This is a genomic window from Roseibium sp. SCP14, assembly GCF_040329475.1.
Taxonomy (GTDB): domain Bacteria; phylum Pseudomonadota; class Alphaproteobacteria; order Rhizobiales; family Stappiaceae; genus Roseibium.
Map to the genome: position 1 here is coordinate 810,216 of NZ_JBDZYH010000001.1, position 25,596 is coordinate 835,811.

General features: G+C 56.3%; 23 protein-coding genes. 9 read left to right on the forward strand and 14 right to left on the reverse strand.

The window, feature by feature from the left end; all coding sequences use genetic code 11:
* Nucleotides 1-75 precede the first annotated feature (75 nt).
* On the reverse strand, nucleotides 76-492 hold the full coding sequence (locus ABLQ08_RS03745) for a MarR family winged helix-turn-helix transcriptional regulator (RefSeq protein WP_352939717.1): 417 nt from the start codon (nucleotides 490-492) through the stop codon (nucleotides 76-78).
* 141 nt (nucleotides 493-633) lie between these two features.
* Between ABLQ08_RS03745 and ABLQ08_RS03750 the strand changes: the two genes are divergently transcribed.
* On the forward strand, nucleotides 634-1,197 hold the full coding sequence (locus tag ABLQ08_RS03750; RefSeq protein ID WP_352939719.1) for an HdeD family acid-resistance protein: 564 nt from the start codon (nucleotides 634-636) through the stop codon (nucleotides 1,195-1,197).
* Nucleotides 1,198-1,474: 277 nt separating this feature from the next.
* Entirely contained in the window at nucleotides 1,475-2,593 is a 1,119-nt protein-coding gene (locus ABLQ08_RS03755; RefSeq protein WP_352939721.1) for a TauD/TfdA family dioxygenase, read from the forward strand.
* Between the two features lie 80 nt (nucleotides 2,594-2,673).
* Here the strand turns inward: ABLQ08_RS03755 and ABLQ08_RS03760 are convergent, their stop codons facing one another.
* The 7 genes from ABLQ08_RS03760 to katG all read right to left on the reverse strand — a co-directional run bounded on the left by ABLQ08_RS03760 (nucleotide 2,674) and on the right by katG (nucleotide 12,686).
* Nucleotides 2,674-3,372, reverse strand: coding sequence for a pseudouridine synthase (locus tag ABLQ08_RS03760; RefSeq protein WP_352939723.1), 699 nt, complete (start codon nucleotides 3,370-3,372; stop codon nucleotides 2,674-2,676).
* Nucleotide 3,373: 1 nt separating this feature from the next.
* A complete protein-coding gene (locus ABLQ08_RS03765; protein WP_352939725.1) occupies nucleotides 3,374-4,417 on the reverse strand; it encodes a class I SAM-dependent methyltransferase in 1,044 nt (347 codons plus the stop codon).
* 58 nt (nucleotides 4,418-4,475) lie between these two features.
* Entirely contained in the window at nucleotides 4,476-5,054 is a 579-nt protein-coding gene (locus ABLQ08_RS03770; RefSeq protein ID WP_352939727.1) for a GDYXXLXY domain-containing protein, read from the reverse strand.
* Nucleotides 5,051-6,424, reverse strand: coding sequence for a DUF2157 domain-containing protein (locus ABLQ08_RS03775; protein ID WP_352939729.1), 1,374 nt, complete (start codon nucleotides 6,422-6,424; stop codon nucleotides 5,051-5,053). The genes ABLQ08_RS03770 and ABLQ08_RS03775 overlap by 4 nt, the downstream gene beginning before the upstream one ends.
* A gap of 371 nt (nucleotides 6,425-6,795) precedes the next feature.
* Nucleotides 6,796-9,447 carry a DUF3141 domain-containing protein gene (locus tag ABLQ08_RS03780; RefSeq protein WP_352939731.1) on the reverse strand — a complete coding sequence of 884 codons (2,652 nt, stop codon included), beginning with the start codon at nucleotides 9,445-9,447 and terminating at the stop codon, nucleotides 6,796-6,798.
* Nucleotides 9,448-9,459: 12 nt separating this feature from the next.
* A complete protein-coding gene (gene fabI / locus ABLQ08_RS03785) occupies nucleotides 9,460-10,221 on the reverse strand; it encodes an enoyl-ACP reductase FabI (RefSeq protein WP_352939733.1) in 762 nt (253 codons plus the stop codon).
* 242 nt (nucleotides 10,222-10,463) lie between these two features.
* Nucleotides 10,464-12,686, reverse strand: a complete 2,223-nt coding sequence (katG, locus tag ABLQ08_RS03790) for a catalase/peroxidase HPI (protein WP_352939735.1) — start codon at nucleotides 12,684-12,686, stop codon at nucleotides 10,464-10,466.
* A gap of 272 nt (nucleotides 12,687-12,958) precedes the next feature.
* Here katG and ABLQ08_RS03795 point away from each other — a divergent pair, with 272 nt between their 5' ends.
* Complete coding sequence (locus ABLQ08_RS03795) at nucleotides 12,959-13,873, forward strand: LysR substrate-binding domain-containing protein (protein ID WP_352939737.1); 915 nt, start codon at nucleotides 12,959-12,961, stop codon at nucleotides 13,871-13,873.
* A gap of 12 nt (nucleotides 13,874-13,885) precedes the next feature.
* On the opposite strand, the gene ABLQ08_RS03800 is transcribed toward ABLQ08_RS03795, so the two are convergent.
* The 3 genes from ABLQ08_RS03800 to ABLQ08_RS03810 form a co-directional block, all read right to left on the reverse strand.
* The gene (locus tag ABLQ08_RS03800; RefSeq protein WP_352939739.1) at nucleotides 13,886-15,079 is read right to left on the reverse strand and encodes an MFS transporter; all 1,194 of its coding nucleotides are present in this window, start codon (nucleotides 15,077-15,079) and stop codon (nucleotides 13,886-13,888) included.
* A gap of 131 nt (nucleotides 15,080-15,210) precedes the next feature.
* Nucleotides 15,211-15,882 carry a class I SAM-dependent methyltransferase gene (locus ABLQ08_RS03805; protein WP_352939741.1) on the reverse strand — a complete coding sequence of 224 codons (672 nt, stop codon included), beginning with the start codon at nucleotides 15,880-15,882 and terminating at the stop codon, nucleotides 15,211-15,213.
* A 51-nt stretch (nucleotides 15,883-15,933) separates the two neighbouring features.
* Nucleotides 15,934-16,080, reverse strand: a complete 147-nt coding sequence (locus tag ABLQ08_RS03810) for a hypothetical protein (RefSeq protein ID WP_352939743.1) — start codon at nucleotides 16,078-16,080, stop codon at nucleotides 15,934-15,936.
* 86 nt (nucleotides 16,081-16,166) lie between these two features.
* Between ABLQ08_RS03810 and ABLQ08_RS03815 the strand changes: the two genes are divergently transcribed.
* On the forward strand, nucleotides 16,167-17,111 hold the full coding sequence (locus ABLQ08_RS03815; RefSeq protein ID WP_352939745.1) for a LysR family transcriptional regulator: 945 nt from the start codon (nucleotides 16,167-16,169) through the stop codon (nucleotides 17,109-17,111).
* Between the two features lie 31 nt (nucleotides 17,112-17,142).
* Here the strand turns inward: ABLQ08_RS03815 and ABLQ08_RS03820 are convergent, their stop codons facing one another.
* A complete protein-coding gene (locus tag ABLQ08_RS03820) occupies nucleotides 17,143-17,610 on the reverse strand; it encodes a hypothetical protein (protein ID WP_352939747.1) in 468 nt (155 codons plus the stop codon).
* A 265-nt stretch (nucleotides 17,611-17,875) separates the two neighbouring features.
* Between ABLQ08_RS03820 and rsgA the strand changes: the two genes are divergently transcribed.
* Entirely contained in the window at nucleotides 17,876-18,958 is a 1,083-nt protein-coding gene (rsgA, locus tag ABLQ08_RS03825; RefSeq protein WP_352939749.1) for a ribosome small subunit-dependent GTPase A, read from the forward strand.
* A 261-nt stretch (nucleotides 18,959-19,219) separates the two neighbouring features.
* Nucleotides 19,220-19,564, forward strand: coding sequence for a hypothetical protein (locus tag ABLQ08_RS03830; protein WP_352939751.1), 345 nt, complete (start codon nucleotides 19,220-19,222; stop codon nucleotides 19,562-19,564).
* Between the two features lie 61 nt (nucleotides 19,565-19,625).
* On the opposite strand, the gene ABLQ08_RS03835 is transcribed toward ABLQ08_RS03830, so the two are convergent.
* Complete coding sequence (locus tag ABLQ08_RS03835) at nucleotides 19,626-20,762, reverse strand: serine hydrolase domain-containing protein (protein WP_352939753.1); 1,137 nt, start codon at nucleotides 20,760-20,762, stop codon at nucleotides 19,626-19,628.
* A gap of 251 nt (nucleotides 20,763-21,013) precedes the next feature.
* Between ABLQ08_RS03835 and ABLQ08_RS03840 the strand changes: the two genes are divergently transcribed.
* Both ABLQ08_RS03840 and ABLQ08_RS03845 read left to right on the forward strand, forming a co-directional pair.
* Nucleotides 21,014-22,045 carry a virginiamycin B lyase family protein gene (locus ABLQ08_RS03840; protein ID WP_352939755.1) on the forward strand — a complete coding sequence of 344 codons (1,032 nt, stop codon included), beginning with the start codon at nucleotides 21,014-21,016 and terminating at the stop codon, nucleotides 22,043-22,045.
* Nucleotides 22,042-22,431: a c-type cytochrome gene (locus tag ABLQ08_RS03845; protein WP_352939757.1), complete on the forward strand. Its 390-nt coding sequence runs from the start codon at nucleotides 22,042-22,044 to the stop codon at nucleotides 22,429-22,431. Before ABLQ08_RS03840 ends, ABLQ08_RS03845 begins: the two co-directional genes overlap by 4 nt.
* Before the next feature lie 84 nt (nucleotides 22,432-22,515).
* Here ABLQ08_RS03845 and ABLQ08_RS03850 read toward each other — a convergent pair whose 3' ends face one another.
* Nucleotides 22,516-22,920 (reverse strand): YybH family protein, encoded by a 405-nt coding sequence (locus ABLQ08_RS03850; protein WP_352939759.1) that lies wholly within the window; start codon nucleotides 22,918-22,920, stop codon nucleotides 22,516-22,518.
* 712 nt (nucleotides 22,921-23,632) lie between these two features.
* On the opposite strand from ABLQ08_RS03850, the gene ABLQ08_RS03855 reads away from it, so the two are divergent.
* The gene (locus ABLQ08_RS03855; RefSeq protein WP_352939761.1) at nucleotides 23,633-25,480 is read left to right on the forward strand and encodes an ABC transporter ATP-binding protein; all 1,848 of its coding nucleotides are present in this window, start codon (nucleotides 23,633-23,635) and stop codon (nucleotides 25,478-25,480) included.
* Nucleotides 25,481-25,596: the final 116 nt, after the last annotated feature.

The window sequence follows — 25,596 nt, forward strand, 5'->3', positions numbered from 1 at the left end:
TTCGTGTGCTCAGCGCACATGGTGATGTTCAAACGTTCTTCCAAGTCCTTCACAAACTGATTCAATTCGTCGAACTCAAAGCTGCGAAAGTTTCTTCAAAGTATTGATTGTCTTTAGAAACTCGTCCTGACCCAAGAGGTTCCTGACGTCACTTTGCGCTTGACGCCACAACGGAACCGCCTCGTCCAGAAGCTTCTTTCCCTCATCGCTCAGCTGGTAACTCTTGCCTCGCCCATCAGTGGACGGCGAAGAGGTCACAAGCCCCTTGCGCTCCAAAAGGGCGATGTTTCGAACCAGCGTTGTCCGCTCCATGGAGAGCCTGTCCGCCAATTCGCCAGTCGTTTCATTCCGGGCCTGACGGATGGCGACAAGCACGGAAAACTGACCTGCGGTCATGCCGACTTTGCGCGCCAACCGGTCATAGTGACGGCTGACGGCACGTGCCGCTTTTCGGGCGTTGTCCAGGACACAGAGGGAAAAATCATCTTCCATACCCTCTTGTGTGCATATACACACCGAAAGTCAAGACCGGAGATTGTTGCGGCCGAACTCACAGAAATGTCATCAGGAATTTGCGTTTTCCTGCAAAGCGGTTACCGTTGCAAAGAGCAACCGGAACGTGAGGAGATTCAAATGTCGGATGCGGTTCAGGCTGTGGAAGATATGAAAGCAAAGATCCAGGACAATTGGGGCTGGTTCCTGGCACTTGGCGTAGCGCTTGTTATTGGCGGAATTATTCTGATTGCAGCCCCCCTGGCGACCTCGATTGCCGTAACGATTTTGATCGCAGCCGTCCTTTTTATCGGAGGTCTGGTACAGATCTACAATGCCTTCAAGACCCAGGGCACCTCGAGTTTTCTGTGGAACCTGATCACCGGCATTATCGCGGTCATCGGTGGCGTCATCATCTACATCAATCCGCTTGCGGGAACCTTTGCTCTTACACTCGTCATCGCGGCCATTTTCGTCGCCCAAGGCGTGAGCCAGGTGTTGCTTGCGTTCAAGCTAAAGCCACATGAAGGCTGGGTCTGGGTGCTTATCGCCGGACTTGTTTCGCTTGCCGCCGGCCTGATGATCTGGATGGACCTGCCGGGATCGGCTGCCTGGGCACTCGGGTTGATTGCCGGTGTATCCGTTCTGGTCAATGGCTGGAGCTACATTGCAATTGCACTGGCGGCTCGCTCGGCAAAGGGCTGATGTTTCGTTCGCCAATTCAATTGTTTGAGATCTTTATGTTCACCCGGCAGATTCGCTCTTGCCGGGTGAATTTTTTGATGTAATTTCATCGAAAATGTTCAACCGAAGGCAGAGCCTTCAAGACGGTTTCAAAGTGGATGCTCTCTGTCCTCGGGCGTAATCCCGGCAATCCGCATAACAAAGCCTACTGGTGGTGGCCGCCCCCCGCCAACCGTTGACGTGCGCGCCCTAACAGGCAGCGCTGAACACATCTCAAGACACATCAACGGACCAATTAATGACAACCGCATCCCTGCGCGGCGGTGACCGCGTGCTCCATGTTGCCTGGCCGGACGGAACCAGCGCCGAATTCCCTTACATCTGGCTCAGAGACAATTGCCCGAGCGGCTTTCACCCGCAAACCCGGGAACGGCAGTTCGATCTCACCAGCATTCCGTTCGACATCTCGCTCACCGATGCCGCTCTGGAAAACGGCGAAATCATCCTGACCTGGAACGGTGGCGACCATGTCAGCCGATACGACCCGGACTGGCTCTTCGATCACCGCCCGGGTATCGGCCTTGCCGACCCTGCCCGGGTTGAACCTGTTCTATGGCGGAGCGACTTTGAACCAGGCAATCTTCCGCGAGCTGCGGCCGCTGATCTCATGACCAGTGACGACGCCTTGCAGGACTTTCTGATCGCGAGCAAAAGAACCGGTCTTTCGATTGTCGACGGTATGGCCAACGACAAGGATGCCGGCATGGCAATCGCCCGCCGTATCGGTTTCCTGAGGGAGACAAACTTCGGCACGACCTTCGAAGTGATGTCAAAGCCCAATCCGAACAACCTTGCCTACACCTCCCACGCCCTTCCGCTGCATACGGACCTGGCGAACCAGGAACTGCCTCCCGGCTTCCAGTTCCTGCATTGCCTCGCCAATGAGGCCGAGGGCGGCGGATCGACCTTCTGCGACGGCTTCGCCATTGCTTCCGACCTTCGCGACGACGACCCGGATGCCTTCAAGCTGCTGTGCGAAACACCGGTCCCGTTCCGCTTTCACGATACCGATTATGACATCAGACGCCATCACACGGTGATCGATTTGGATCCGTTCGGGAACCTGCAGGAATTACACTTCAATGCACATCTTGCCGGGATATTCGATCTGCCTGCCGACAAGATGGAACCCTATTACCGGGCTTACCGTAAAATCATGGAAATGACCCGGTCGGAAAAATACGTGATGACGACGAGACTTGAAGGCGGCGAAATGGTGATCTTCGACAATCGCCGCGTTCTGCATGGCCGCGCGGCCTTCGACCCGAATACCGGTTTCCGTCACCTGCGCGGTTGTTACGTGGATCGCGGAGAATTCGACAGCCGCATCCGGGTCCTCAGCCGCACAGGAAAGTAACGGCAAACATTCACTGTTTCCGAAACTGGACGCCCGGCAAGCGCCGGGCGTCTTCTTGGCAGCGATCCAACCGCAAAAATTCACTCGAAAATCTGAGCCTTGTCGGCCTCGGAGAGAACTTTCCATGTCCCCTCTTCGATACCTTCCAGACCAAGAGAGCCGATGCGGCTGCGGGACAGTTCGTTCACGTGGTTTCCGGTGGCAGCAAACATGCGGCGGACCTGATGATATCGGCCTTCGTGGAGCGTGAGACGAGCGCTTGTTTCTCCGAGCACTTCCAGTTCTGCCGGCTTTAGAGGCTTGTCTTCGCTTTCAAGCATCATTTCTCCGGAAGCGAAAAGATCTGCCTCATCCCCCTTCAAGGGACGATCCAGCACCACTTCGTACACTTTCGGCACATTTGACTTCGGCGAAATCACCTTGTGCAGAAATGTGCCGTCGTCGGTGAAGAGCAGTGCGCCGGACGTTTCCTTGTCCAACCGTCCGATCGTCGAAAGGGCCGGTTTGCGCATGCGGAATCGATCCGGCAGCAAATCATAGACCAGACGCCCCTGGTCCTTGGCCGAACAGGTGTAGCCGACCGGTTTGTTCATCAATATGACGACACCTTGTGCGGGGTCGAGCGGCTCATCATCGAACAGGATATCTTCGTGTGCAGTCTTGCTGTCTGCCTTCAGTCGATTTCCTTCCCGATCGGTCACCCAGCCGTTGCGGATCGCCATCTGGATTTCCTTGCGGCTTCCATAGCCGAGATTGGCAATGAGTTTCACCAGCCGCATATCAACGCCCTCCTCTGGACTTGACCGCCCGGATCACCTTGTAGCCCCCCTCATCGGCCAGTTGAACGACATCTGCGAAGACCTGTGAGAGCGTCTGTTCGTAAGGAAGATGCCGATTGGCGACCAAGTAGAACTCGCCACCTGGCTTCAATCCGGCACTTGCTGCCCGAATGAACCCCTGGCCGACATCCGCCCGGTCGGCTTTACCCGCCTGGTGGAAGGGCGGATTTGAAACGGCAAAGTCGTATGGCCCTTCAATACCCTTGGTGACGTCACACCAGATACCGTTCATCACACGCTTACCTTTGAAGGCGGAAAGGTTCTGCTCAGCGAGATCTAGTGCCCTCTTTTCGGCCTCGTACAGATCCATTGCCGACACGCTGGAGGCTTTTTCAAATACCGCGCGGGTAAGATAGCCGAAGCCTGCACCAAGATCGGCGCCACGTCCCTTCAACGTCTCCGGCAAATGATCGACAAGAAGTTTTGATGCCGGATCGATCCGGTCCCAGGCGAAAATCCCCGGACGACTGACATAAGCTCCATCCAAAATGGGCCTTGCAGCATCGAGAGCCTGCCAATCCTTCAGCAATGCCGCGTTAACGCTTGCTGATCGGACCGTTTCCCAAACGACCCGGCATTTGCTTTTGGTCATTTTTTCGGCACCACCAAGCAAAACCGCCAGGTCGCTTTCCAGCGTCTTGGCACCTTCAGTATTGGGAGCACAGGCCATCACGACGCCGCCGGGTTTCACCCTGGTAACAGCTTGCGCAAGTTGCGCACGGGCTTCCTGACGCTGCCGGCCGGGGAGCACGAGCACTGCGTCAAATGTATCTGTCGATATTTCCGCCTCGACTTGAAAGCCGGCTTTCTGCAACGCATCGCGGTCTGGCGCAAAACTTTGCACACACAGGATGTCATGCTTGCTCAACGTGTTCAGGGCGCGCCCTGCGCGGGCACGCAGGAACAACAGTCTTGCATCAGCGGCAAGCTCAACAGCTTCCAATTCGAGAGGCAGCAAAAGGGTGTCGAGCGCTGGATCGGACATGACGGACCTTATTCGGGAAAACCAAGTGCAGCGCTCATAGCGCCAGTTGGCCTGCCCGTCAAAAGGTGCCGTCGGACTTGAACGCTTTTCCATCGACAAGCAGCGTCACCGGCAGGGATTGCCCGTCTTCATCGATGGCGACTTCAAGCAGAACCCTGCTCTTGTCCATTCGCTCGATTGCGAGGCCTTCCCCTTCCGGCAGGAAGAAGGCGTCGATGCCATAATCAACCTGAATGAACTCGTCAGCGACCGTGCGCACTGTTCCGGCAATCGCCAGTTCTCCAGCCCCCTCTCTCAGTCTTGAGACCGTATGGGGCCGCACAGGCCCTTTGCCTTCGGAGATCAGACCGACATAGACCGGGTCTCCCGCCTCAACGGTTTCGCTGCCGGGAACATCCTTGGAAACCCGGGAAATGGCGAGATTGATGATCACATAGTCTCCCCGCAAGAGATCTCTGGGGTCCACCGGGACCAGTTCCATCGGAACGACGATTCCGTTCATTTGAACCTGAAGGCGGTCGACCAGCGGAATGGAGACCAGCAGAAGCTGGACCAGAGCCAGAATTCCCCATTTAAGATACGCCGTCCCAGCAACAGACTTTCGGTCCAAGCCGATTGCGTCGGTGCTCGTATTCATGACTGCACCTCCTGCGTAATCGTTGCATTTTCAGTTCCGCCTTTGCCTGTTCTGAACAGACGTGCCAGCCAAAGAGCAACGCCAAGCAACAGGAAGCCGGCAACTAGGAAGAAAACGGACTGCCCAAGGAGCGATCCGATCGTCACTTGCAGGAGCCAAAGAGCGATAGCGGTCAAACCCAGGTAGGCACACAGGGCCCAGAAGCGATTGTTGTACCAGGTCGCCAGAGCGCATAGTCCAATGAGTGCGGTGAGAGTACCGGCCGAGAGCAGCAGAATGTTCATCGTGAAGATCGGCACCACAATCACAATCAACGAAAAGCCAATAGCAGCAAAAAGCGCTGCCGACTTCGTCGTTTTATAGGAAAGAAGCAAACCTGCACCCGTCAGAAGCAGTGCCAGACCAAGCGGAAGAACGGCCGTCCAGGTCAACAGACCATGTATCGAGAGGCCCGAACTGAACTCCGGCACAACAACCAGTGCGACGACAAGCAGAAAACACAGGACCAGAAACCCGGCATCCTGCATTGATCTCGTCATCAGCCAATGGCCATGCTTCCGATTGGGCCGGTCGCTTGACCATTTGACAAACAGATCACCCAAAGGATCGATGACAACCGACAGAGCGGCAAGACCGCCGATGCCGGCCAGTGCCATGGACAGGAGCGTCTTGTCGCCTGTCCCCGTTGTGCTTTCCAGAAACTCCGCCGTTTCCGCAAACCACCTGCCATAGGTTACCCAAAGCAGGCTGATGGCGATCCAGCGAGACAAGCGGGATGGATAAACGATTGCATGAGCGAATATGGCGGCAAGGAAGGCCAATCCGATCGTCCCCTCGATCACGGTTCCCGCCCCCAGATCCGAACGGGTGACTTGCCAGGTAATGGCCGCGGCCGCTGCGACAACCAAAGACGACTTTGATCCCGTCAACCAGGCGGCCGCCAGGCCACCGAGACTTACGAGAAACGCACCACCGGCCCAATCGGAGGGTAGATGGAAGATCTGACCGACAAGCGCCATGCCACCAACGAAGACCAGCGTTGCGAAACCGGTCAGCAAATCTGCAAGACCCTTGCGCCCTTTTCGGGCAGCATGCGCCGCAACTCCGTGACTGGCTGCAATCAATACTGCAATACCGATCAGCTTGAGCGCTTTGGGAATTGCCTCCCAATTGGCCGCAATAAAGGCAAAAATCGCCAGCGCCACGCACACCAGGCCGATGCCAGCCAGCACCGTCGGCAACCTGGAACGGCCATCTTCCTGATCCTGTTCCTTCAGTATCGCCGAAGCCCCGGCAGAGGTGATCCAGCCATTGGCGACCCAGGTCTCCAGATCATCCTTCAGACGTTTCTTGTAAGCCCAATCGAACATGCAACCCCGGACATAGGTTTTTGAATTCTCTAGCGCAATTTTAACGTGCTGCCCACCACCGGCCTGTTTTAAATGGCGTTTGTGGTCGAGAAACGGCGAAGGGATGGCTTGGCCGGCGTTGATGCCGATCAGATACAATTTTATGATCTTTCTATCGGGTTTGGGCTTGCTGCAAGCTCTGAACTTGGTATTCTTACTTACACCAATCCAGCTAGGACGATTGCTCTATCGGCCCGGTCGCCGACGCGACAGAGGCTGGTTAAAATAGTGAAGTCTATTCAGTTCAGAGCCGCACTCCATCCATAATCCAGGGGGGCTCTGTGGGGCGTCCGAGAGGCCCGGGCGCCCCTTTCTACTTTATGTGACCTGCCTCATTCTGCAGGTTCTTCCGATTTCTTCGTCGTATTACGAGGCTTGTTGCGTGCTGCCGGTTTACGCGCGCTCTTTTGACCAGCAGCAGATTTGCGAGCCGTGGGTTTTGCCGTGGTCCGACGAGGTGTACGGCTGGCAGCGGACACTGCCTGCTGCGTTTTCTCTTCCGTCTCCGCCGGCCCCTGCTTCACAGCTGGCGCTGTCGTGACAGCGGCATTTTCCTTTCCGACTGCGGACAAGGCAGCAGAGTAACCTGAGGCGAGTGGATCTTCCGTGACATCACCGAAGTTCGGGTCCAGGCCAAGCACTTGATGGAATTTTTGCAGCATCTCGAGAGTGTGCGGATCCATTTCACTGATGGCGCCGGGGATGTAGCGCACAACTTTAGAAGCAAGCTCGCGTTCCGCTTTCGTCTTCAGCAACTCAGGCAAAGTGGTCACGGCCTTTTTCGGTGCAAACTCGACGATAAGCGTCTGTTCCTGAAGAATGAAGCTGCGCTCGTCCTGAGTAAGCGACTTGAACGGCTCCTGCTGATTAAGAAGTCTGGAGGAGCGCTCCAGCCTGTCCCGACGCACATTGCCCCGGCTTTCGGCCAGCAGGATCAGCATCCTGACGATTGCCTCGCAGAAACCACCCTTGTCGACATGCATAAGCGCGCCCTGGACCGGCGGCAGGCTGCGCAGCTCTTCCTTGCGCTTCAACGTTCGTCCCGGCTGATGCGTGCGGCCGAACCAGCGCATGTAAGGGGTGCCCCAGATCGAGAAGAACATGTTCTCATACGCGGCGTCGCGCATATCCCTGAAGAAGTCCATCGACTGCTCAAACAGCGCGGCATTGGCTTTCTGAAGTGCCAGGAAAGGATTGTCCTCCTCGACGGGTTCCCGTGTTTCCTTGACCTTTTCGGCCCAACCCGGAAGCCAGTTCAGGAACGGGTTCATGCTGGACAGCGCGGTGTGCTGCACTCTGAGAGGATGAGTCTTGCGGCGGAACTCCGCGCTTTGTTCTGTAACACCTGCTTGCACGAACGGACGCACACATACGTCGTAGAACTCGGCCTGATGCTCTGAGGCCCGCGCCACAGCGGCGAACGGAACTTCGTCTTCCCTGCCGTCGTTGATCTTCCTAAGATCGTCCATCTTGCGTTCGTGGAAGCTCACGGTGAAGGAGCGCTCCATGAGGTCTCCCTCATAGTCGTCGATGGTCATCTCATAAAGACCGGGAGCCAGGGCTTCTATCGTCTTCAGCGTCGAAGTGACTTCCGTGTGCTCCTTCTTGGCAATCTTTGAAGATACGAAAATGCCAAGATGGCCGACCTGATCATGGACCATGTAGATGATCCGTTGACCCCATATCGCAATCTCGCGCTCGTCGGTATAGTTGTCGACGATCCAGTCCAGTGCCTGGGGCGGAGGCGTGATGTTGTCGCCCCAACTTGCGAACACGATGATGGGCGCCTGGACCTTCTTGATATCGACATTGCGCCCGGGCTCCAGCTGGGCCTCGTTCTTGCAAAGCTTGTTGCCGACAAAGAGCTGTTCGACGATCCATTTCATTTCCGCTTCATTCAGCAGGAAATAACCACCCCACCAACGTTCGAAATCAAGGAAGCGCTGCGGTTCGGTATCGGCCTTGGCATAAAGATCGTAATATTTGCCGAAATAGTTCCTTCCCGGATTGAGCAGTTCGAAATTCTGAACAATGTCGGCCCCGTCGAAAATGCCGTGGCCGAGATCGGAATAGTACATTGCGTTCCAGGTGCCCCCCAGAAGACCGGCGTTGTAGCGCATCGGGTTTTCACCAATGAGTCCGGACCATGTCGCCACGGGAGCGCCGTTCAGGATCACCGGGCCGGTCAGATCCGGATTGGAAGCGGCAAGAAGAAGCGTTGCCCAGCCACCCTGGCAATTGCCGGTGACGACCGGCTTGGGCGCATCGGGGTGCAGGTCCATCACCTTGCGGACAAAGGCAGCTTCAGCGCTGGTAATGTCCGCAAGCGTCTGCCCTTTTTCCGGCATGCGCCGGAACGCCACGAAATAGACGGGGTGCCCATCCCTCAAGGCGACGCCAACCTGGCTGTCCGGCTTGAAGCCGCCGATACCGGCACCGTGACCTGCCCTCGGATCGATGATGATGTAGGGGCGCTTGAAGGATTTCGGTTCACGGAACTTGGAATCCTTCGGCGGGATGATTTTCAAGAGCACGTAGTTGCAGGGCTTCGGCAGATCCGCGCCGTCCATGACTTTTTCATAATCATAGACAAGGACCGGCGGACAGCCTGCATCCTCATGCTCCAGGAAATTGTCTCCACGCTGGCGCAGCGTATCCAGGGTCAGTATCATGCGCTGACCGGCATCTTTCCAGTAGCTTTCCAGTGCCTGTGGCAGTGTGCCGGCCCCTTGCGCCTTCGCAACTCCCGTCAGCGCATCGCCAAGTTCGCTCAGGTTCTTCTGCAGGCGATCCCTGTGTCCGTCGACGGCCTTCATGAAATGACTGGTCAGCTCAAGCCCAAGCGTTCCGGTAACATTGGAAATTTCTGTCGCCTGCGCCTCCAGGGCGGTTAGTCGCTCAGAGGGAGACCAAGCGGTCGCGTCGCTCAGAGCGTCCAGGAACTTGTTGTGACCAATTTCAAGAGCGTCAAAAATGTCCTTCATCAGGACCTCCTGTCATACGATGCTGTAGCCGCCGTCGATTGGATGTATTCCGCCGGTAACATTGTGGGCCTCCCGGCTGGCCAGAAAGGCTGCGTAGGCGCCGACGTCATCTATGGTTGCAAGCTGGTGTGTCGGTGCACGCTCCGCGGCATCATTGAGCAATGCATCAAATTCGGCAATTCCGGAGGCGGCTCTTGTTTTCAGCGGTCCGGGCGACAAGGCATGAACGGAGATCCCCTTGGGCCCCAATTCAGCCGCCGCATATCGGGTTGCCGCTTCCAGTGCGGCCTTGACCGGTCCCATGACACCATAGTTCTCAACGACACGCTGCGCGCCCATGAAGGACACAGTCATGCAGGTGCCACCTTCCGGCAAGAGAGGCTCGGCCTTGCGGATCAGACGCAGAAAGGAATGCACGGAAACGTCCATCGCGAGACCGAACCCATCGGCCGAGCAATCGATCACACGCCCGTGCAGATCTCCTTTTCTTGAAAAGGCGATCGAGTGAAGCAGCGTATCGAGCCTGCCCCATTTTTCGGTGATGGTCTGGAAAAGCGTGTCGAGCTCTTCATGGCTGGTCACATCGAGAGGCGCGATGATTTCCGCGCCCAGCTCTTCCGCCAACGGGCGCACGTGGGGCTCGGCTTTCCCGTTGAGATAGGTCACCGCAATGTCCGCGCCCTGTGCCCGGAAAGCCCTGGCACAACCATACGCAATGGATTGATCATTTGCGACACCGACAACAAGTGCCTTTTGTCCCGTCAAATCAAACATGGGTCATCAGTTTCCCGAGAAACTTCCTGCAATGGGAAGTTATTTCCTGCACTCGCGGTAGCCAAAGGAACAGGCGCAACCAGAGCCTGCTTCGCAGTGCAACATAAACCTTGTGACGAAATAATGACTTTTCAAGAGACGGAGAACGAGAACCTGTAAAACCTGTCCAAAATTTAAAGGAAACGGCACCTCAGATTGCTCTGAAGCACCGTTTCAATCATCGGGCATCAAGCCGGGTCAGATCATTTCAGATCAAATCGATCCGCATTCATGACCTTGGTCCACGCGCTGACGAAATCCTTGACGAATTTCTCCTTGTTGTCGTCCTGGGCATAGACTTCAGACAAGGCCCTCAGTTCGGAATTGGAACCGAAGATCAGGTCGACACGGGTCGCGGTCCACTTCAGATCTCCGCTCTTGCGGTCACGGCCTTCAAAGATGTCGGCCTCGTCGGAGGTCGGCTTCCATGCCGTTGCCATATCGAGCAGATTGACGAAGAAGTCGTTGCTGAGCGTGTCGGCCTTGTCGGTAAAGACACCATACCTGGAGCCTCCATAGTTGGTGCCGAGCATGCGCATGCCGCCGACCAGAGCGGTCATTTCCGGCGCGGTCAGCGTCAGCAACTGCGCCTTGTCGACGAGCATTTCCTCTGCCGTCGTAATGAAGGCCGCTTTCTGGTAGTTGCGGAAACCGTCAGCTTCCGGCTCCAGCGGATCAAAGGACCCTGCGTCGGTCTGGGCTTCGCTCGCATCCATGCGGCCCGGAGCGAAAGGAACAGTGATCGCATGACCGGCATTCCCTGCTGCCTTTTCAACCGCTGCCGCACCTCCAAGGACGATCAGGTCAGCAAGCGAGATCTTCTTGCCGCCGCCAGCTGAAGCGTTAAAGTCTTGCTGAACGCTCTCAAGCGTTTCCAGCACCTTGGCAAGTTTTGCCGGCTCGTTTGCTTCCCAGTCCTTTTGTGGAGCAAGGCGAACACGCGCACCGTTGGCGCCGCCGCGCTTGTCGGATCCACGGAACGTGGATGCAGATGCCCAGGCTGCAGACACGAGTTCGGAAACCGACAGGCCCGACGCAAGGATCTTTGCCTTCAGATCAGCAACATCTGCCTCATCTACCAGAGTATGGTCGACCGCCGGGATCGGGTCCTGCCAGATCAGATCCTCTGCTGGAACTTCGCTACCGAGATAGAGAACTTTCGGCCCCATATCGCGGTGGGTCAGTTTGAACCACGCACGGGCGAAGGCTTCGGCCAGCTGGTCCGGATTTTCATGGAAGCGCTTCGAGATCGGACCGTAGATCGGGTCCATGCGCATTGCCATGTCGGCCGTGGTCATGATGATCGGCACTTTCTTGCTCGGATCTTCTGGATCCGGTGCCATGTCTTCTTCTTTCAGGTCCTTCGGCGTCCATTGCCAGGCACCAGCCGGGCTCTTGACCAATTCCCATTCATAACCGAAGAGCACGTCAAAGTAGCCTGTGTCCCACTTCGTCGGGTTCGGTGTCCAGGCGCCCTCGATACCGGAGGTGATTGCATCGCGGCCCTTGCCGGATCCATAGGTGCTGATCCAGCCAAGACCCATTTCCTGGATCGGGGCAGCTTCCGGGTCCGGGCCGACATGCGACGGGTCACCGGCGCCATGGGTCTTGCCGAACGTGTGGCCGCCTGCCGTCAGTGCAACCGTTTCCTCGTCGTTCATCGCCATTCGGGCGAAGGTCTCGCGGATATCGCGGCCGGAAGCCAGCGGATCGGGATTGCCGTCCGGTCCTTCCGGGTTCACGTAGATAAGACCCATCTGCACGGCTGCCAACGGATTGGCAAGGTCGCGGTCGCCGGAATACCGGCTGTGCGGCTTGTCGCTTGTCGCCAGCCATTCGGTTTCTGAACCCCAGTAGATATCTTCCTCGGCATGCCAGACATCAGCGCGGCCTCCACCGAAACCGAAAGTCTTGAACCCCATGGATTCCAGAGCTGCATTCCCTGCCAGGATCAGGAGGTCTGCCCAGGAGAGCTTGTTGCCGTATTTCTGTTTGATCGGCCACAGCAGACGGCGGGCCTTGTCGAGATTGCCGTTGTCCGGCCAGCTGTTGAGCGGTGCAAAGCGCTGCGTGCCGGTCGAGCCGCCGCCGCGACCATCCGCGGTACGGTAGGTTCCTGCACTGTGCCAGGCCATGCGGATGAAGAGGCCGCCGTAGTGACCGTAGTCGGCCGGCCACCAGTCCTGGCTGTCGGTCATCAGGGCGTAAAGGTCTTCCTTCACCGCCTTCAGGTCGAGCTTGTTGAATTCTTCAGCATAGCTGAACTCCGGGCCCATCGGATCGGACAATGCGGAGTTCTGGCGCAGGATGTTGAGGTTCAGCTGGTTCGGCCACCAGTCCCTGTTGGAGCGAACCCCGAAAGTCGCGGCCAGAGGCTGGCCGTGCATGACCGGGCATTTACCGGTTTTGTCAGTTGGTGCGTCCATTTTTCTCTCCACTGTCGTAATCAATTTATCTGAGTAACTGAGCTGCGTGAGATGACCGTGAATTCCCAAGGGCATCGGGCTTGATGCCGGAACCGGATTTCCGCTGGCAGATCAGGTTCTTCAAATCTCCCAAAATTCGTATTGCAAGGACCTCAGCACCAATCACCGGACGTGGGGCATCCGGCCCGTGCCGGCCCTTGCAATTTAGAATCTATCAAAACAAATTCATCAGAAGAAGTTGAATTTTCTGATCGGTTTGATAGGTATTTCTTATGATAAATATCACCCTGAAACAGCTTCGCTATTTTGAGGCCCTGGCGCGGCACGGGCATTTCGGACGTGCGGCAGAAGCTTGCGCCATTTCTCAGCCCGCTCTTTCCATGCAGATCAAGGAAATGGAGGACGCATTGGGAGCCCCGCTGATCGAGCGGGGAGCCCGTCAAATCCGCCTGACACATTTTGGTGAAGTGGCGGTGGAGCGTGCAAGAGAGATCCTGCGGGCAGCAGACGAGCTGGGGGATCTGGCCCGCGCCTCGCGCGAAAGGCTCGTTGGACGGTTGCGAATTGGCGTCATTCCGACGATCGCCCCTTACCTGCTGCCGAAGGTTATCGGTGACCTGTCGGCCCGCCACCCGGAACTCGATATCCACGTTCGGGAAACCGTGACACCGAAACTGATCCAGGAGCTCGGGGATGGCCGCCTCGACACGGCAATCGTGGCGTTGCCGGTTTCTGAAACCACGCTCGCCGAGACGCCGTTGTTCCAGGAAAACTTCGTGCTGGTCAGACCGGCCAGCGAAGCGAATGTGCCATTGCCAAGCGCTGACACCTTGCGGGAAATGCGTCTTCTCCTTCTGGAGGAAGGTCACTGTTTCCGCGACCAGGCCCTCTCCTTTTGTAACCTGCCATCAGGTCCGCCACGGGAAGTCCTGGATGCAAGTTCGCTCTCGACCCTTGTGCAAATGGTAAGCGCCGGGATGGGAGTGACCTTGATCCCGGAAATGGCCGTTCCCGTCGAGACCCGTTCGGCATCGGTTTCCATTTCCCGCTTCGAAGCCCCGGAACCAACCCGCACGATCGGTATGGTCTGGCGAAAGACCAGCCCCCTGGCCGGACAGCTGCGCGAGATTTCCGAGATTGTGCGCAGTTCCGCAGACAATGGTCCGCTTCAAACACTGAGCCCCTAGCGGGATTGCCTCTCAAGCCGCAGGAGGAAACACGCGCCGAGCGCCGTTTCCAAATGTCAGAACCCCAAGCACTGCCATCGCACCGGCAAGACCCAACAAGACCGCGCGCGCATCATCTCCCGCAGCGAACATCGCCACCACCAGCCCAGCCAAAGGCTGGGACAGGTTGTTCAGGCAAATGATCACTCCCGTGGTCTTGCCGAAATCTTCTGCCGGAATGATTTCCTTGCGCAAGGTACGGACATAGATATTGAACATCTTGTCGAACCCGGCAATGAGCAGAAATCCGGCAGCGTAGATAAGCGGATGCGCTCCCGTCCCGGTCAGGATCGCACCGGCACAGATCAGACCATAGGCCGTCAGGCCGAGCGTTTTCAGGCTCAGATGCACATGCGCGGTCAATGTCAACACCGCCAGTGTGGCCAGGGCACCTGCGACCTGAAGCCAGGCATAGATCTGTTCGCTCTGGGAAAAGAAGCCTGTCATCATGGCCGCCGCTGTGGCCAGAGTTGCACCGATGATGAGATTGACGCCGGCGGCTTGCAGGATCGCCCGCATCAGTCCCGGCAATTGCCAGACAAGACCAAGAGCTGTTTTGAGGTCTCCTATTGGGTGACGCTCAACCTGAGTTTTCGGGGCCGCCTGCATCCGGGATTGTCCCGGCCACAGGATGAACATGATATCGGCCAGCACAAACAGCACTGTTGCAACGATCACAACAGCTTCCCAGGGCCAGATTGCCATCAGGTAGGCCGCGGTCAACGGACCAAGAACGACGCCCATCTGCGAGGCAAGTTGGCCGTAGCTGACGACCTTCTCAAACCTCTGATCGGAAAAGGCCCGCACCAAAACCATTTCCAGCGCCAACATGCCCTGCGTCGTCAAGACACCGACGACAGCGGAGAGCCCTATCAGCCACCAGACACCACCGAAGACAATCTGTCCGGCAATGCCGATGATACAGGCCACTGCCCTCAGGATGCGGCTGACCCGAAGAAGCAGGATCGGGGAGATCCGGTCACACAGAATGCCCGCGACCGGAAAAGTAAGATAGCGAGGCAATGTTTCGAAAAAGAAGGCAAGGCCGGACCAGGCGACATTCCCGGTAATCTGAAAAATGACAAGGGGCACCAGAAACAACAGGATCTGATCGGCCAGAACCGTCAGAAACATGGACGCGAAGAAGGCGCGATCGCGAAAGAGCATGGACAGCTTTCGGTGGGAGGGCCTCGGAGAGAGCTCAACTCCTAGCACTGGCTCCCCCACACGACAAGCTGCTCACTCGAGTAGTTTCAATCGATTTAAATGACTACGCTCGATGTCAGAGCGCCATCACCTCATATCTTCCTGGCGACCACAAAGCGGCTGCGTGGTTCCGGATAGGTTCCGGTCTCAATGATCTCAAACCCGGCCTTTGAGATCATATCTTCCAGGGATTGGAACGAGAGCATGCTGACAAAGGGTGCTTTGCCGAAAAGCTGCATGATCTTGATCATGGGCCCAAAGATCCAGGCCTTGTCCTTCAGGCAGACCGTTTTGGAAATGTAGAGGCCTCCGGGCTTCAACAGCCCCCTCACCCGCTCCAGCAAGTCCTCTGGATTTTCAACCAGATGCAGAAAATTATAGGCAAGAACCGCATCATATCCTGCCATTGAACCGGACGGTTGCACCTTGTCGCTGAAGCCGTCCGCTACCGCGAAGCGAAGTCCCGCCGGCCCGGCTCCATCGGCCATTTCTGTTGCGAGTTTTTCGTTCGCTATTTCAATCATGCCGGAGGAGAAATCGGTTGCCAGATAGGACGCTACGTTGCCGGCAAGCAACAGCGCGGTTGAACCGGTACCACAGCCCAGTTCCAGGACCGCGTCTTGCGGACAGAGGTGTTCGGTCGTTCGGGCCAGTGTCTTTTCATATGCCGCCTGGTTCTTGATGGGGGAAGCAGCATATTTGCGCGCTGCTCGATCCCAGAAGCTCTGTGAAGGCGTCAAATCATCGGTCCATGTTGTTGCCATGGTCAAACTTTCAATCCCTTTCGAGAAATTGTCCTGGTCGCCAGCATGGCGCTACTTCCGTGGGCGTCCACTGCCGCGCAGTCCGATCTTTTCCAACAGGTCACGGCCAATGTCTCGCCCTCCCGTCGGAGAGGACAGAAAATCCAGAACAGACACAACCACATTCGCAAATTGCAGGAACAGCCAGTGCAGGTTCATCGGCGTCACTCCTTTGCAAGATTCAATACACCCTTCATAAATGAATGGAAATTGCCGAAATCCTGCTAGGTGATATACATATTTGCATGAACTGGCAGAGCATCACATTTGACTGGAACCAGGCCCGCGCCTTTCTCGTGACTGCGGAAGAAGGGTCGCTGTCCGCAGCCGCCCGCGCACTGGGACTGACCCAGCCGACCCTGAGCCGTCAGGTTGCCGCCCTGGAAGAGGCCCTTGGAGTGACGCTATTCGAGCGGGTCTCCAAGAGCCTGATCCTTACCGAGGCCGGAGTGGAACTTGCCGAACATGTCCGCGCCATGGGCGATGCGGCGAGCCGGGTCTCCCTTGCGGCTTCTGGCCAGTCGCAGCAGATCGAGGGACTGGTGACGGTCTCTGCCACGGATTTGATGGCGGCACATCTGCTTCCGGATATCCTGCGCGACATTCGACAGAAAGCTCCCGGCATTGAGGTCAAGATCCTGTGCACCAACAGTCTCAGTGATCTGCGCCGTCGCGAAGCCGATATCGCCGTCCGCCACGTGGAACCGGATCATCCGGATCTGTATGCACGCAAACTGCGCGAAGCCCCTGCCCGCATTTACGGTGCGCGCTCCTATCTGGAGAAATTCGACAGGAAGCTCTTCAGGAAAGACGCCGAAAATCTCGATTTCATCGGCTTCGACAACAACGAGGAGCTTGTCGGGTATCTGCGGTCATTCGGCCTGAAGGTGAGCGAAGCCAATATCAGGCTGGGATCGCCCAGCGGGGTCGTCGCGTGGGAATATGTGCGACATGGTCTCGGTCTGTCCATCATGGCGGATGAGATCGCGGTGCGCTGCGCCGATATTCTGCCGGCTTTTGAAGATGTCACCCCGGTAACCTTCCCGATCTGGCTGGTCACCCACCGGGAATTGCATACAAGCCGGAGGATCCGGATTGTGTTTGATCTCCTGGCGGAAGGACTGCTGGCAATAGAAACAGATCCATGTTTACGAGCGCCGGCAACCAAAGTCCTCAAGCACGAAACATGACCGGAGTTTCGTTTTGAAGGCCGGTCCGCGACTAGCCGTCTGGTCCCGGGTTCCACGCCGGATCAAGAATAAGGACCGGCCCAAAGATCTTGGCCGGCACGTTACCTTCAAGGACTTTCATCCTGAAGGACAATTCCTGCCTGTTGAGTTGCGGTCTGCCGATTTCAACCACCGCATTCTCAAACACATAATCCGCCCCAAACACGATAACGGCTTTGGACGGACCTTTCTTGAAACTGTTCGGCCCGTCGGGCCAAAACCTTTCGATAAACGCCTGGACAGACAGAGACTGAACGATTCTTTTGGGCCGGTCCGCGAATGCCGCGGTTTTCTCCGAGATCCGATGGAGCCGGAGCGTCGTTCCGTCAAATTCACCGGATGAGGCTTGAAGCACAAAATTAGAGCTGGGTGCTGGTTCTTCGCCTTCCGAGGCCGCCAATGGTGAAACCGCGGACATGATCAGCAAGAATGCAGACAAAACCCAGTACGACGTTCTCATTCAAAAACACTCCAGACATCTGACATTTGGTGCGGCCATTTCGGCCTCAGCTTGACAGAAAGCATGACCTGGCGTTATCGCTCAAGCATCGAAATGGAGATTTTATGTCCCGGTAAGGTGGGGAGACGAAACGCTCTCCCGAAGCAAAACCAAACGTTTTCAACGCTCCGGCCTATGCAAGCCGGGCGCACGCGGTTTTGCAGCTAACACCGAATGCACCTTATGGCCCGGAACCATCCGAGGCCGGACATGAAAGTTCAAGACAATGACACGGGACTACTCCCGATTTCTTCCGTCGGCAACAAAGGCCGGCACCTTCAAACCTGAGCGCTCCCCACTGGAAAATCTTGGCTGGCAACCGTTCTTTGCCCAGCAACTCAGCCTGGATGACCTGAAAGAACAGCCTCCCGTCAGGGTCGTTGAAGTCCATCGAAACGGTCTGCACGTTCTTGGTGACGGCGTGGACGAACTGGTTCCACCAAGCCTTGAGGCAACTGTGGGAGACTGGCTTCTTCTGGATCGGCAGAGACCGGCGCATAGCAGGGTCCTGCACCGCAAAAGTCTGTTCAAACGCCGCGCACCGGGAAAGGAGCGAAAGCTTCAGCTGATCGCTGCCAATGTGGACACAGCCTTCATTACCTCCTCCTGCAACCATGATTTCAACGTGGCGCGTCTGGAGCGCTACATAGCCATGGCGTTCGAGGCGGACACGATGCCCGTCATCGTTCTGACCAAGGCCGACCTCTGCGAGGATCCTTCCGGCTTCGTGAGTGCTGCGAATGTTATCTCGGACCGTGTTCCTGTTGTGCTTCTCAACGCTCTGAGCGGGGACCCCGCACGAAAACTGGAGACGTGGTGCCAGCCGGGACAGACCGTCGCCTTCATGGGCTCCTCGGGCGTTGGAAAGTCCACACTGGTCAATGCACTGTTCGGAAACGAGGACATCAAGACCGGCGGAATTCGGGAAGACGACAGCAAAGGCCGTCACACGACCACCCGGCGGCAACTGCACTTCAATTCCGAAGGATGCGGTTTTCTCGACACGCCGGGAATGAGAGAAATTCAGCTCACCGATGTTGAAACCGGCGTTGCCGATGTCTTTGAAGACCTGACGGCCTTGGCGGGTCAGTGCAAGTTCAACGACTGCCAGCATGACAGCGAACCGGGTTGTGCGATCAATGCCGCGATTCAAGACGGCAGCATAGATCCTGCGAGGTTGGCGAGATGGCGAAAACTGGTTGCAGAGGAACGGTTCAATTCGTCCACTCTGGCGGAACGCAAAGCCAAGGACAAATCGCTGCAAAAGCTGATCCGGGCGGTTCAGAAAGAAAACAAAAAGAGGAAGTGATTTTCTGACAGGAACCGGCCCTGCTTTCCGTGCTTGCTGAAAAGATTGAGGCGATGCCGGTTTCGCCACCGGGAACCTGCCCTTCACCTGGAGCTTCACGCAGAAAAACTGCGTGAAGCCCTGCCCGCCTTTGTTGTGAGCAATTTGCCAATCCAAAAAACCTGAATCCGAGATTCATTATTAATGGTTTCTTAACACGTTCAGCCTAGAGATTTCCTGCAGACAATCGCCACTTTGAGTTGCTCATATCGGGAGTGCAGGATGGCAATCGAAGCAATTTCGTCGAGTCCACCGCAAAACTCACAGCAGTCGAACGTCTCTAACGAGACGAATCCTCAAAAGCTGAAATCCCTGCTTACCCGCGAAAAGCAGAACCTGCAGCAAGCCGCCGATGCTCAGGAAAAGCAGAAGATACAATCGCGAATTACCAAGATCGAAGCGCAGATCACCAAGCTGCAGAAGTCTGACCAACCGAGCGAAGCCGACAGCACCAATGCAGTTGCAGGAAAGACCGCCGATACGGCAGCTGTAGAACAGGCCAAGGCAACCTCGCCGACAGAGCTGGATCCGCGCAAACCAGGACACAGGGTCGACAAGACGGTCTGAATTCCGTTTCTGGGCGCAGGTGCAAATCTGGCAGGCTGAGTTGCTTATCCCCGCGTTGCTCTCAGGATTTATGAGCAGTCAAACTGTTCCAGACGGAATAGAGCGTTGAATGCAAAAGCGCGTGCCGCTTGCCAAACCGGACGACGACCAGGTTCCTGTCAGGCATCATGTAAACGATCTGTCCGCCCTGCCCCATCATGTAGGTGAATGGTCCCTGCAGGCCTTCGTTCTTCCGGTCCAGAACGTTGTGACGAACGTGAAGGCCGTAAACATCTCCGGCCAATTGCTGCTTGCTTAAACTCCGGTCGAAATAGTCGCTCCAAAGTCCTTCCGGCAAGAAAGACTTTCGCGAAGTGCCGTTGTTCATCAAATAGCTGCCGACACGCGCCCAGTCCCGCGCTGTCGCGTAAAGACAGCAATACGCGGTTACATCACCTCCCTCCGGATGGCGCAGCCAGAAGGCGTCGTCTGCACCGGCAGGTTGCCAGATTTTTTCCGCAAGGAGATTATGAACCGGTTGCCTGTAAACCTTGAATAGCACTTGCCCGAGCACGGCCGTATTCACATTCTGATAGGAAAACCGGCCTTCCTGGCCCTCGGCAACCGCCAACGACTTCTCGACACCCGACAATCCGTGGGCATGCAATTTTGCGAGTTTGCCAAGCGGATTGACTTGTCTCAGTCGGTCCTGTTTGTCCGAGCCGTTCGCTTCAAACTCTAGGCCGCTTCGCATGGTCAGGAAACTGCGCAAGGGCCGCATCTGAAATGCATCTGAACCAACACCGGGAAGATAGATACCTACCGGGTCTTCGAGGCTAGCGATTTTTCCTTCGGCCTGCGCTTTCAGGATCAGTGCCCCGACGAGGCTTTTGACCAGCGAATAGGAATTCATCCTTGTGCCCGGTCCAATTCGTTCCTCGTAGGTCTCCAGCGCCAATTCATCGTCATGCATGACCAGCAAGGCACGTCCGCCGGACGCTTCGAAAAGCTCGTTTCCACGATCATCCAGTTCAACAGGAATGGGACGTCTTGGGATTGGTTGCGGAGTGCCGGCAACGGTTTCAAATGGGGCCGACGCAGGCCAGAGGGCCGGAGGATAACCAGCCGTTACCAATCCCAGGGTTCCTGAACTGAAGGCCACGGCAAAACTCAGACCGGTCAGAATGAGTATCAGCGCACTGATTTTCAATAATCGCATGTTTTGAACTGTTCGCATCGATGCGTGCAGAAATGCAGGAGAAAATGACCAGAAAACGGCCATTTCGAAGATCTGACGTCAATCAGAACCGCCGAAAGGCAATCCTTCTCGGTCTCTGCTTCATCTCGCAGACAAAAAAGGCGTTAAATCTCAACACATTAATAATTGGTAATGCGCAAAATCTCGCCACAGTCCGCCCCATCATTGGTGCCAGATAAAAGCTGAAAATCAGCCAAGCCGGAGGAATGGACATGAACCGCAGAGAATTCATGCTGTCGGCCGCAGCCGTCGCAACAATCGCCGGAACAATGAGCCTTGGTGGACGCAGCAGCAGCGCGCGTGCGGAAAGCACAGCGCAGCTTTCCCCAAAGGCCGCAGAATATGACGTTACCTATTTCGACGCCGTTCCCGGTTCGCGATCGCGCGATATCGCTTTCAACACGGACGTTTCTGTCTGGTATTGCGGGCAGCGGGATGGGACGCTGACGCGGCTCGACCCGGAAAGCGGAGGTCTCGACCCTGTCCCGCTTGGCGAGGGTTCCGCGCCGCATGGCGTGGTCCTGGGCCCCGACAACGCTTTCTGGATCACCGATGGTGGCCAAAACGCCATCGTCCGACTGGACCCGGCGGACAAGAGCATTTCACGTCTTCCTCTCCCCGGCGAGTTTGCCCGGGCAAACCTGAACACCGGTGTCTTTGACCGAAACGGCATCTATTGGTTCACCGGACAGAACGGCGTTCTTGGCCGTGTTGACCCGAAGACTGAAAAACTGGATGCCTGGGCTGCACCCGGTGGACGCGGGCCATACGGGATCACGGTCACACCCGACAACAATGTCTGGTATGTCTCGCTGGCCGGCAATCATCTTGGTGTCATAGACAGGGAAACCTTTGAGGTCACCCGGTTCGACCCACCAACGGCAAATGCCGGTCCGCGCCGCGTGTGGTCGGACAGCAATGGCATTTTGTGGATCAGTGAATGGAACAGTGGTGATGTGAGCCGGTTCAACCCTGCAACCGCTGAATGGAAGAACTGGAAGCTCCCAGGAGAAGCACCACGCTGTTATTCCGTCTATGTCGATGAACGGAACAAGGTCTGGACCACCGACTTCGGCGCAAATGCCATTGTGATGTTTGATCCGGAAAGCGAGCAATTCACATCCTTCCCGAGCACGATGCCGAACGCCAATGTGCGGCAGATGGCCGGGCGCCCGGGTGAAGCCTGGGGCGGGGAATCGGGAACCGACCGCCTTGTTCGCATTCGCTTCCCGGTCATTACATGACGGTGTCCTGCCGCATACTGGCAGGTATGCTGGTGCTGCCATTCATGCTTGCCAATGCGCAGGCTGACGGGAACAGCATCGAAACCGAAATCGGCCCCTGCCTCGCGTGTCATTCTCTTGACGCGAACAAGACCGGTCTACCCGGCCCGAACCTGGCGGACCTCAAGGGACGGCGGCTTGGCGGGGACCTCGATTTCGGCTACTCGCCTGTCCTCAAGGAAGCCTTTGAGGGCGGCGATGTCTGGACCGAAGATTTGCTGGATCGGTTTCTGGCCGATCCGGAAGGCATGTTTCCAGGCATGTGGATGTCTTATCCGGGTATTGAAGAGCCTGAAACGCGCGAGGCATTGGTGGAGTTCATTCTTCGCGGCGAGACGATTAGGTGATGCGCGCAATCACAAACGAAACCCATCCGGCGCAGGCAGCTCCGACGCGAAAAGGTTAGAAGAATTCAACCGCACGCGGCAGGATCAAACTTTGAGATACGGCAGCGGATCCGAGTGATGGGCGATCAGCTTCCAGTGGCCTTCTTCCTTGCGAAAGACATTTGTTCCACGCATCCGAAACGTCCCGTGATCCGGTCCCTGCCCGGAAACTTCAGCGATATGGTGGACAACGGCCAGGCCGTCTCCAACCGTCACGTGCCGGTTGATCACTTTAATGGATCCGGACAAATGGGTCTTTGATTGCACGATCCAGTCCAAATCTATCGCTTTCCAGCCAACATGAAAGAGCTCCGGCACCGGCCCCATGTAGATCACGTCATCAGCGTGTGACCAAAGGTCTTCCATCCGTTTGACGTTGCCTGCGAACATCTCGTTCAATGCTTCGAAAAAGCCTTCATCGGCCTGTTCAATCTCGTTTTGATCCGACATGTTCACCTCTTCCCTTATCAATTTTTGCTAGCGCTATCTTGCCGCTGGCTTGTCTGCCAGACAGTCTCACACCCCACTTCGTTCAAAAAAATGGCAAGCCCTCAATGAGGGCACAACACACGCGCGTTACCTACTTCCCTAAGATCAGATCAACATGAACCTCAGACCGCACCGATGCGAAAATTCCGGGCTATCCTAGCATCACGGCCCCTGAAACAACAATCGTGCGTTGTCAAACCGCTATTCAGAAGCTGGAACAGATTGCACCTGAATTGCATATTCAGATTGTAGATCTGAAGCCCGGTCAGTTTGCGGCAGTTACAGGCTCGTAAAAAGCAAAATCCGGAGTGTTTGAAAGTGATACATTTTAATGTTGCCTCGCAAGTGTGACACAATTAACACGTGCACGTCGGACGAGCCCGCCCCTTGGCACTCTCAGCTTGATCTGTCGAAAACATCCGATAATGTAACGGTGTCTGAGCGCGCTTGCATTAGGCGTGTCCGGCCACATTCGTTATCAATAGTTATCTAAACGCAAGAGGTCACTGTGCAGAGTTTCGGTCTCAAATAGACCGACACGCAGACCAAGTTCGGTTCCCGTGTCGGTATCAGTCTTTCATCCGTACCGCCCGCGACCCGAATCTCAAATGAGAAACTCCGTGCCGGTACGACTTTTTCGCAAATCTCGAACCTTTAACGGAGCACCGGACCGATGAATGCGGTCTTCTCTTATCTTGAAAATATCGTCTCTCCCTTCAAGCACCATGACGGAACGCCACCGCCTTCCGATCTGAGTGCTTTTTATTGGCATTTCGTTCGCCAAATCTGGAAGCCGTTGGCATGGCTCATGGCGTTTGGTTTCGTCGTTTCTATTATCGAGGTTGCCATATTCGATTACCTGGGGCGGATCATTGACTATCTGAACACGACCAGCCCCGATCAACTGCTGACGGATCACGGCGACGAACTGATCTGGATGCTGGTGGTGGTTGTGCTGCTGCGCCCCCTGTTCGGCGCGGGTCACACGATGATCAAGTTCCAGATCATTGAGCCTGCCATGACCAACCTCATTCGCTGGCAGACGCACAAACACGTTCTGGGACAGTCGTTATCCTACTTCAACAACGACTTTGCCGGGCGGATAGCAAACAAGATCATTCAGACGGGTCCGTCCTTGCGCGGTTCCGTTGTGTCACTGATCGACGCCATCTGGTTCGTTCTGATTTACGTCGCGTCGGCCATCTATCTCTTTGCGGGTGTCGACGCCTGGCTGATCGCGCCGCTTGCTGGCTGGCTAATTATTTATGTGGCGCTGCTCAGCTACTTTGTTCCGCAGATCAAGGAGCGCTCGGCCATCATGTCCGAAGCGCGCTCGAGCCTGACCGGACGGATCGTTGACAGCTACACCAACATCCTGACCGTCAAACTGTTCGCAGCGGGTCGAAAAGAGGAAGCCTATTCCCGCGAGTCGTTGGAGGATCATACAAGGAAGTTTTACGACATACTTCGGCCGCTGTCGCAAATGGTCATTCTGCTCTGGATCGTCAACGGCGTCTTTATTGCGTCCCTGAGTGCGCTCGGGATCAGTCTGTGGCAGAGCGGTCTCGTGACGGTTGGTTCGCTGACGCTGGCCATCACGCTGTCAGTGCGCATCGTCAACATGTCCGCCTGGATCATGTGGATCACAACCGACATCTTCGAAAATGTCGGAACGGTTCAGGAAGGCATGGACACGATCTCTCAACCTCACGCGCTGGTGGATCGCGCAGGTGCCAAGCCGTTGGCAGTCCCCAAAGGGGAGATTGTCTTTGACGGTATTCGGTTCCATTACGGAAAGGACAAGGGTGTCATTGACGATCTGTCCCTGAGGATCGAACCCGGTGAGAAAGTCGGTCTGGTCGGGCGGTCCGGTGCCGGCAAGTCGACCCTGGTCAATTTGCTGTTGCGCTTCTACGACCTTGAGGGCGGGCGAATTCTCATTGACGGCCAGGACATCGGCGCTGTCACTCAGGACAGCCTGCGGGCGCAAATCGGCATGGTGACCCAGGACACCTCGCTGCTGCATCGTTCGGTGTTTGAAAACATCGTTTATGGCCGGTCCGGCGCAAGCCGGGAAGACGCCTTGCTGGCAGCGGAAAAGGCCCACGCAATGTCCTTCATTCCCGAACTTCAGGATCTCAGGGGGCGGCGCGGACTTGACGCGCATGTCGGCGAGCGTGGTGTCAAACTGTCAGGGGGCCAGCGTCAGCGGATTGCCATTGCCCGTGTTCTTCTGAAAGACGCGCCGATTCTGGTTCTGGACGAGGCGACATCCGCGCTCGACTCCGAGGTCGAGGCCGCTATTCAGGAGAGCCTGTTTGATCTGATGAAGGGCAAAACGGTGATCGCAATTGCCCATCGCCTGTCAACCATCGCCGCAATGGACCGGCTCATCATTATGGATCAGGGGCGGATCATAGAAGAGGGTTCTCACCAGACGTTGCTGAAAAAGGGCGGGGTTTATGCCCAGCTCTGGAACAGACAATCCGGTGGTTTCCTGGATCCCGCGGCCGTGGCCTGAAGCATTTCGTGAAAAGAAAGCATCACCTATCGCTGCCTGAAATCAAGAATTTCAACGCGATAGGTGATGCTCCTTGTCTCAAGGTCATTACGAAACGCCAAAGAGCAATTCTCGCG

Bases quoted from the DNA above. Each gene is read 5' to 3' on its own strand.
- ABLQ08_RS03745 (WP_352939717.1), bottom strand. From the start codon at position 492: ATGGAAGATGATTTTTCCCTCTGTGTCCTGGACAACGCCCGAAAAGCG.
- ABLQ08_RS03750 (WP_352939719.1), top strand. From the start codon at position 634: ATGTCGGATGCGGTTCAGGCTGTGGAAGATATGAAAGCAAAGATCCAG.
- ABLQ08_RS03755 (WP_352939721.1), top strand. From the start codon at position 1,475: ATGACAACCGCATCCCTGCGCGGCGGTGACCGCGTGCTCCATGTTGCC.
- ABLQ08_RS03760 (WP_352939723.1), bottom strand. From the start codon at position 3,372: ATGCGGCTGGTGAAACTCATTGCCAATCTCGGCTATGGAAGCCGCAAG.
- ABLQ08_RS03765 (WP_352939725.1), bottom strand. From the start codon at position 4,417: ATGTCCGATCCAGCGCTCGACACCCTTTTGCTGCCTCTCGAATTGGAA.
- ABLQ08_RS03770 (WP_352939727.1), bottom strand. From the start codon at position 5,054: ATGAATACGAGCACCGACGCAATCGGCTTGGACCGAAAGTCTGTTGCT.
- ABLQ08_RS03775 (WP_352939729.1), bottom strand. From the start codon at position 6,424: ATGTTCGATTGGGCTTACAAGAAACGTCTGAAGGATGATCTGGAGACC.
- ABLQ08_RS03780 (WP_352939731.1), bottom strand. From the start codon at position 9,447: ATGAAGGACATTTTTGACGCTCTTGAAATTGGTCACAACAAGTTCCTG.
- fabI (WP_352939733.1), bottom strand. From the start codon at position 10,221: ATGTTTGATTTGACGGGACAAAAGGCACTTGTTGTCGGTGTCGCAAAT.
- katG (WP_352939735.1), bottom strand. From the start codon at position 12,686: ATGGACGCACCAACTGACAAAACCGGTAAATGCCCGGTCATGCACGGC.
- ABLQ08_RS03795 (WP_352939737.1), top strand. From the start codon at position 12,959: ATGATAAATATCACCCTGAAACAGCTTCGCTATTTTGAGGCCCTGGCG.
- ABLQ08_RS03800 (WP_352939739.1), bottom strand. From the start codon at position 15,079: ATGCTCTTTCGCGATCGCGCCTTCTTCGCGTCCATGTTTCTGACGGTT.
- ABLQ08_RS03805 (WP_352939741.1), bottom strand. From the start codon at position 15,882: ATGGCAACAACATGGACCGATGATTTGACGCCTTCACAGAGCTTCTGG.
- ABLQ08_RS03810 (WP_352939743.1), bottom strand. From the start codon at position 16,080: ATGAACCTGCACTGGCTGTTCCTGCAATTTGCGAATGTGGTTGTGTCT.
- ABLQ08_RS03815 (WP_352939745.1), top strand. From the start codon at position 16,167: ATGAACTGGCAGAGCATCACATTTGACTGGAACCAGGCCCGCGCCTTT.
- ABLQ08_RS03820 (WP_352939747.1), bottom strand. From the start codon at position 17,610: ATGAGAACGTCGTACTGGGTTTTGTCTGCATTCTTGCTGATCATGTCC.
- rsgA (WP_352939749.1), top strand. From the start codon at position 17,876: ATGACACGGGACTACTCCCGATTTCTTCCGTCGGCAACAAAGGCCGGC.
- ABLQ08_RS03830 (WP_352939751.1), top strand. From the start codon at position 19,220: ATGGCAATCGAAGCAATTTCGTCGAGTCCACCGCAAAACTCACAGCAG.
- ABLQ08_RS03835 (WP_352939753.1), bottom strand. From the start codon at position 20,762: ATGCGATTATTGAAAATCAGTGCGCTGATACTCATTCTGACCGGTCTG.
- ABLQ08_RS03840 (WP_352939755.1), top strand. From the start codon at position 21,014: ATGAACCGCAGAGAATTCATGCTGTCGGCCGCAGCCGTCGCAACAATC.
- ABLQ08_RS03845 (WP_352939757.1), top strand. From the start codon at position 22,042: ATGACGGTGTCCTGCCGCATACTGGCAGGTATGCTGGTGCTGCCATTC.
- ABLQ08_RS03850 (WP_352939759.1), bottom strand. From the start codon at position 22,920: ATGTCGGATCAAAACGAGATTGAACAGGCCGATGAAGGCTTTTTCGAA.
- ABLQ08_RS03855 (WP_352939761.1), top strand. From the start codon at position 23,633: ATGAATGCGGTCTTCTCTTATCTTGAAAATATCGTCTCTCCCTTCAAG.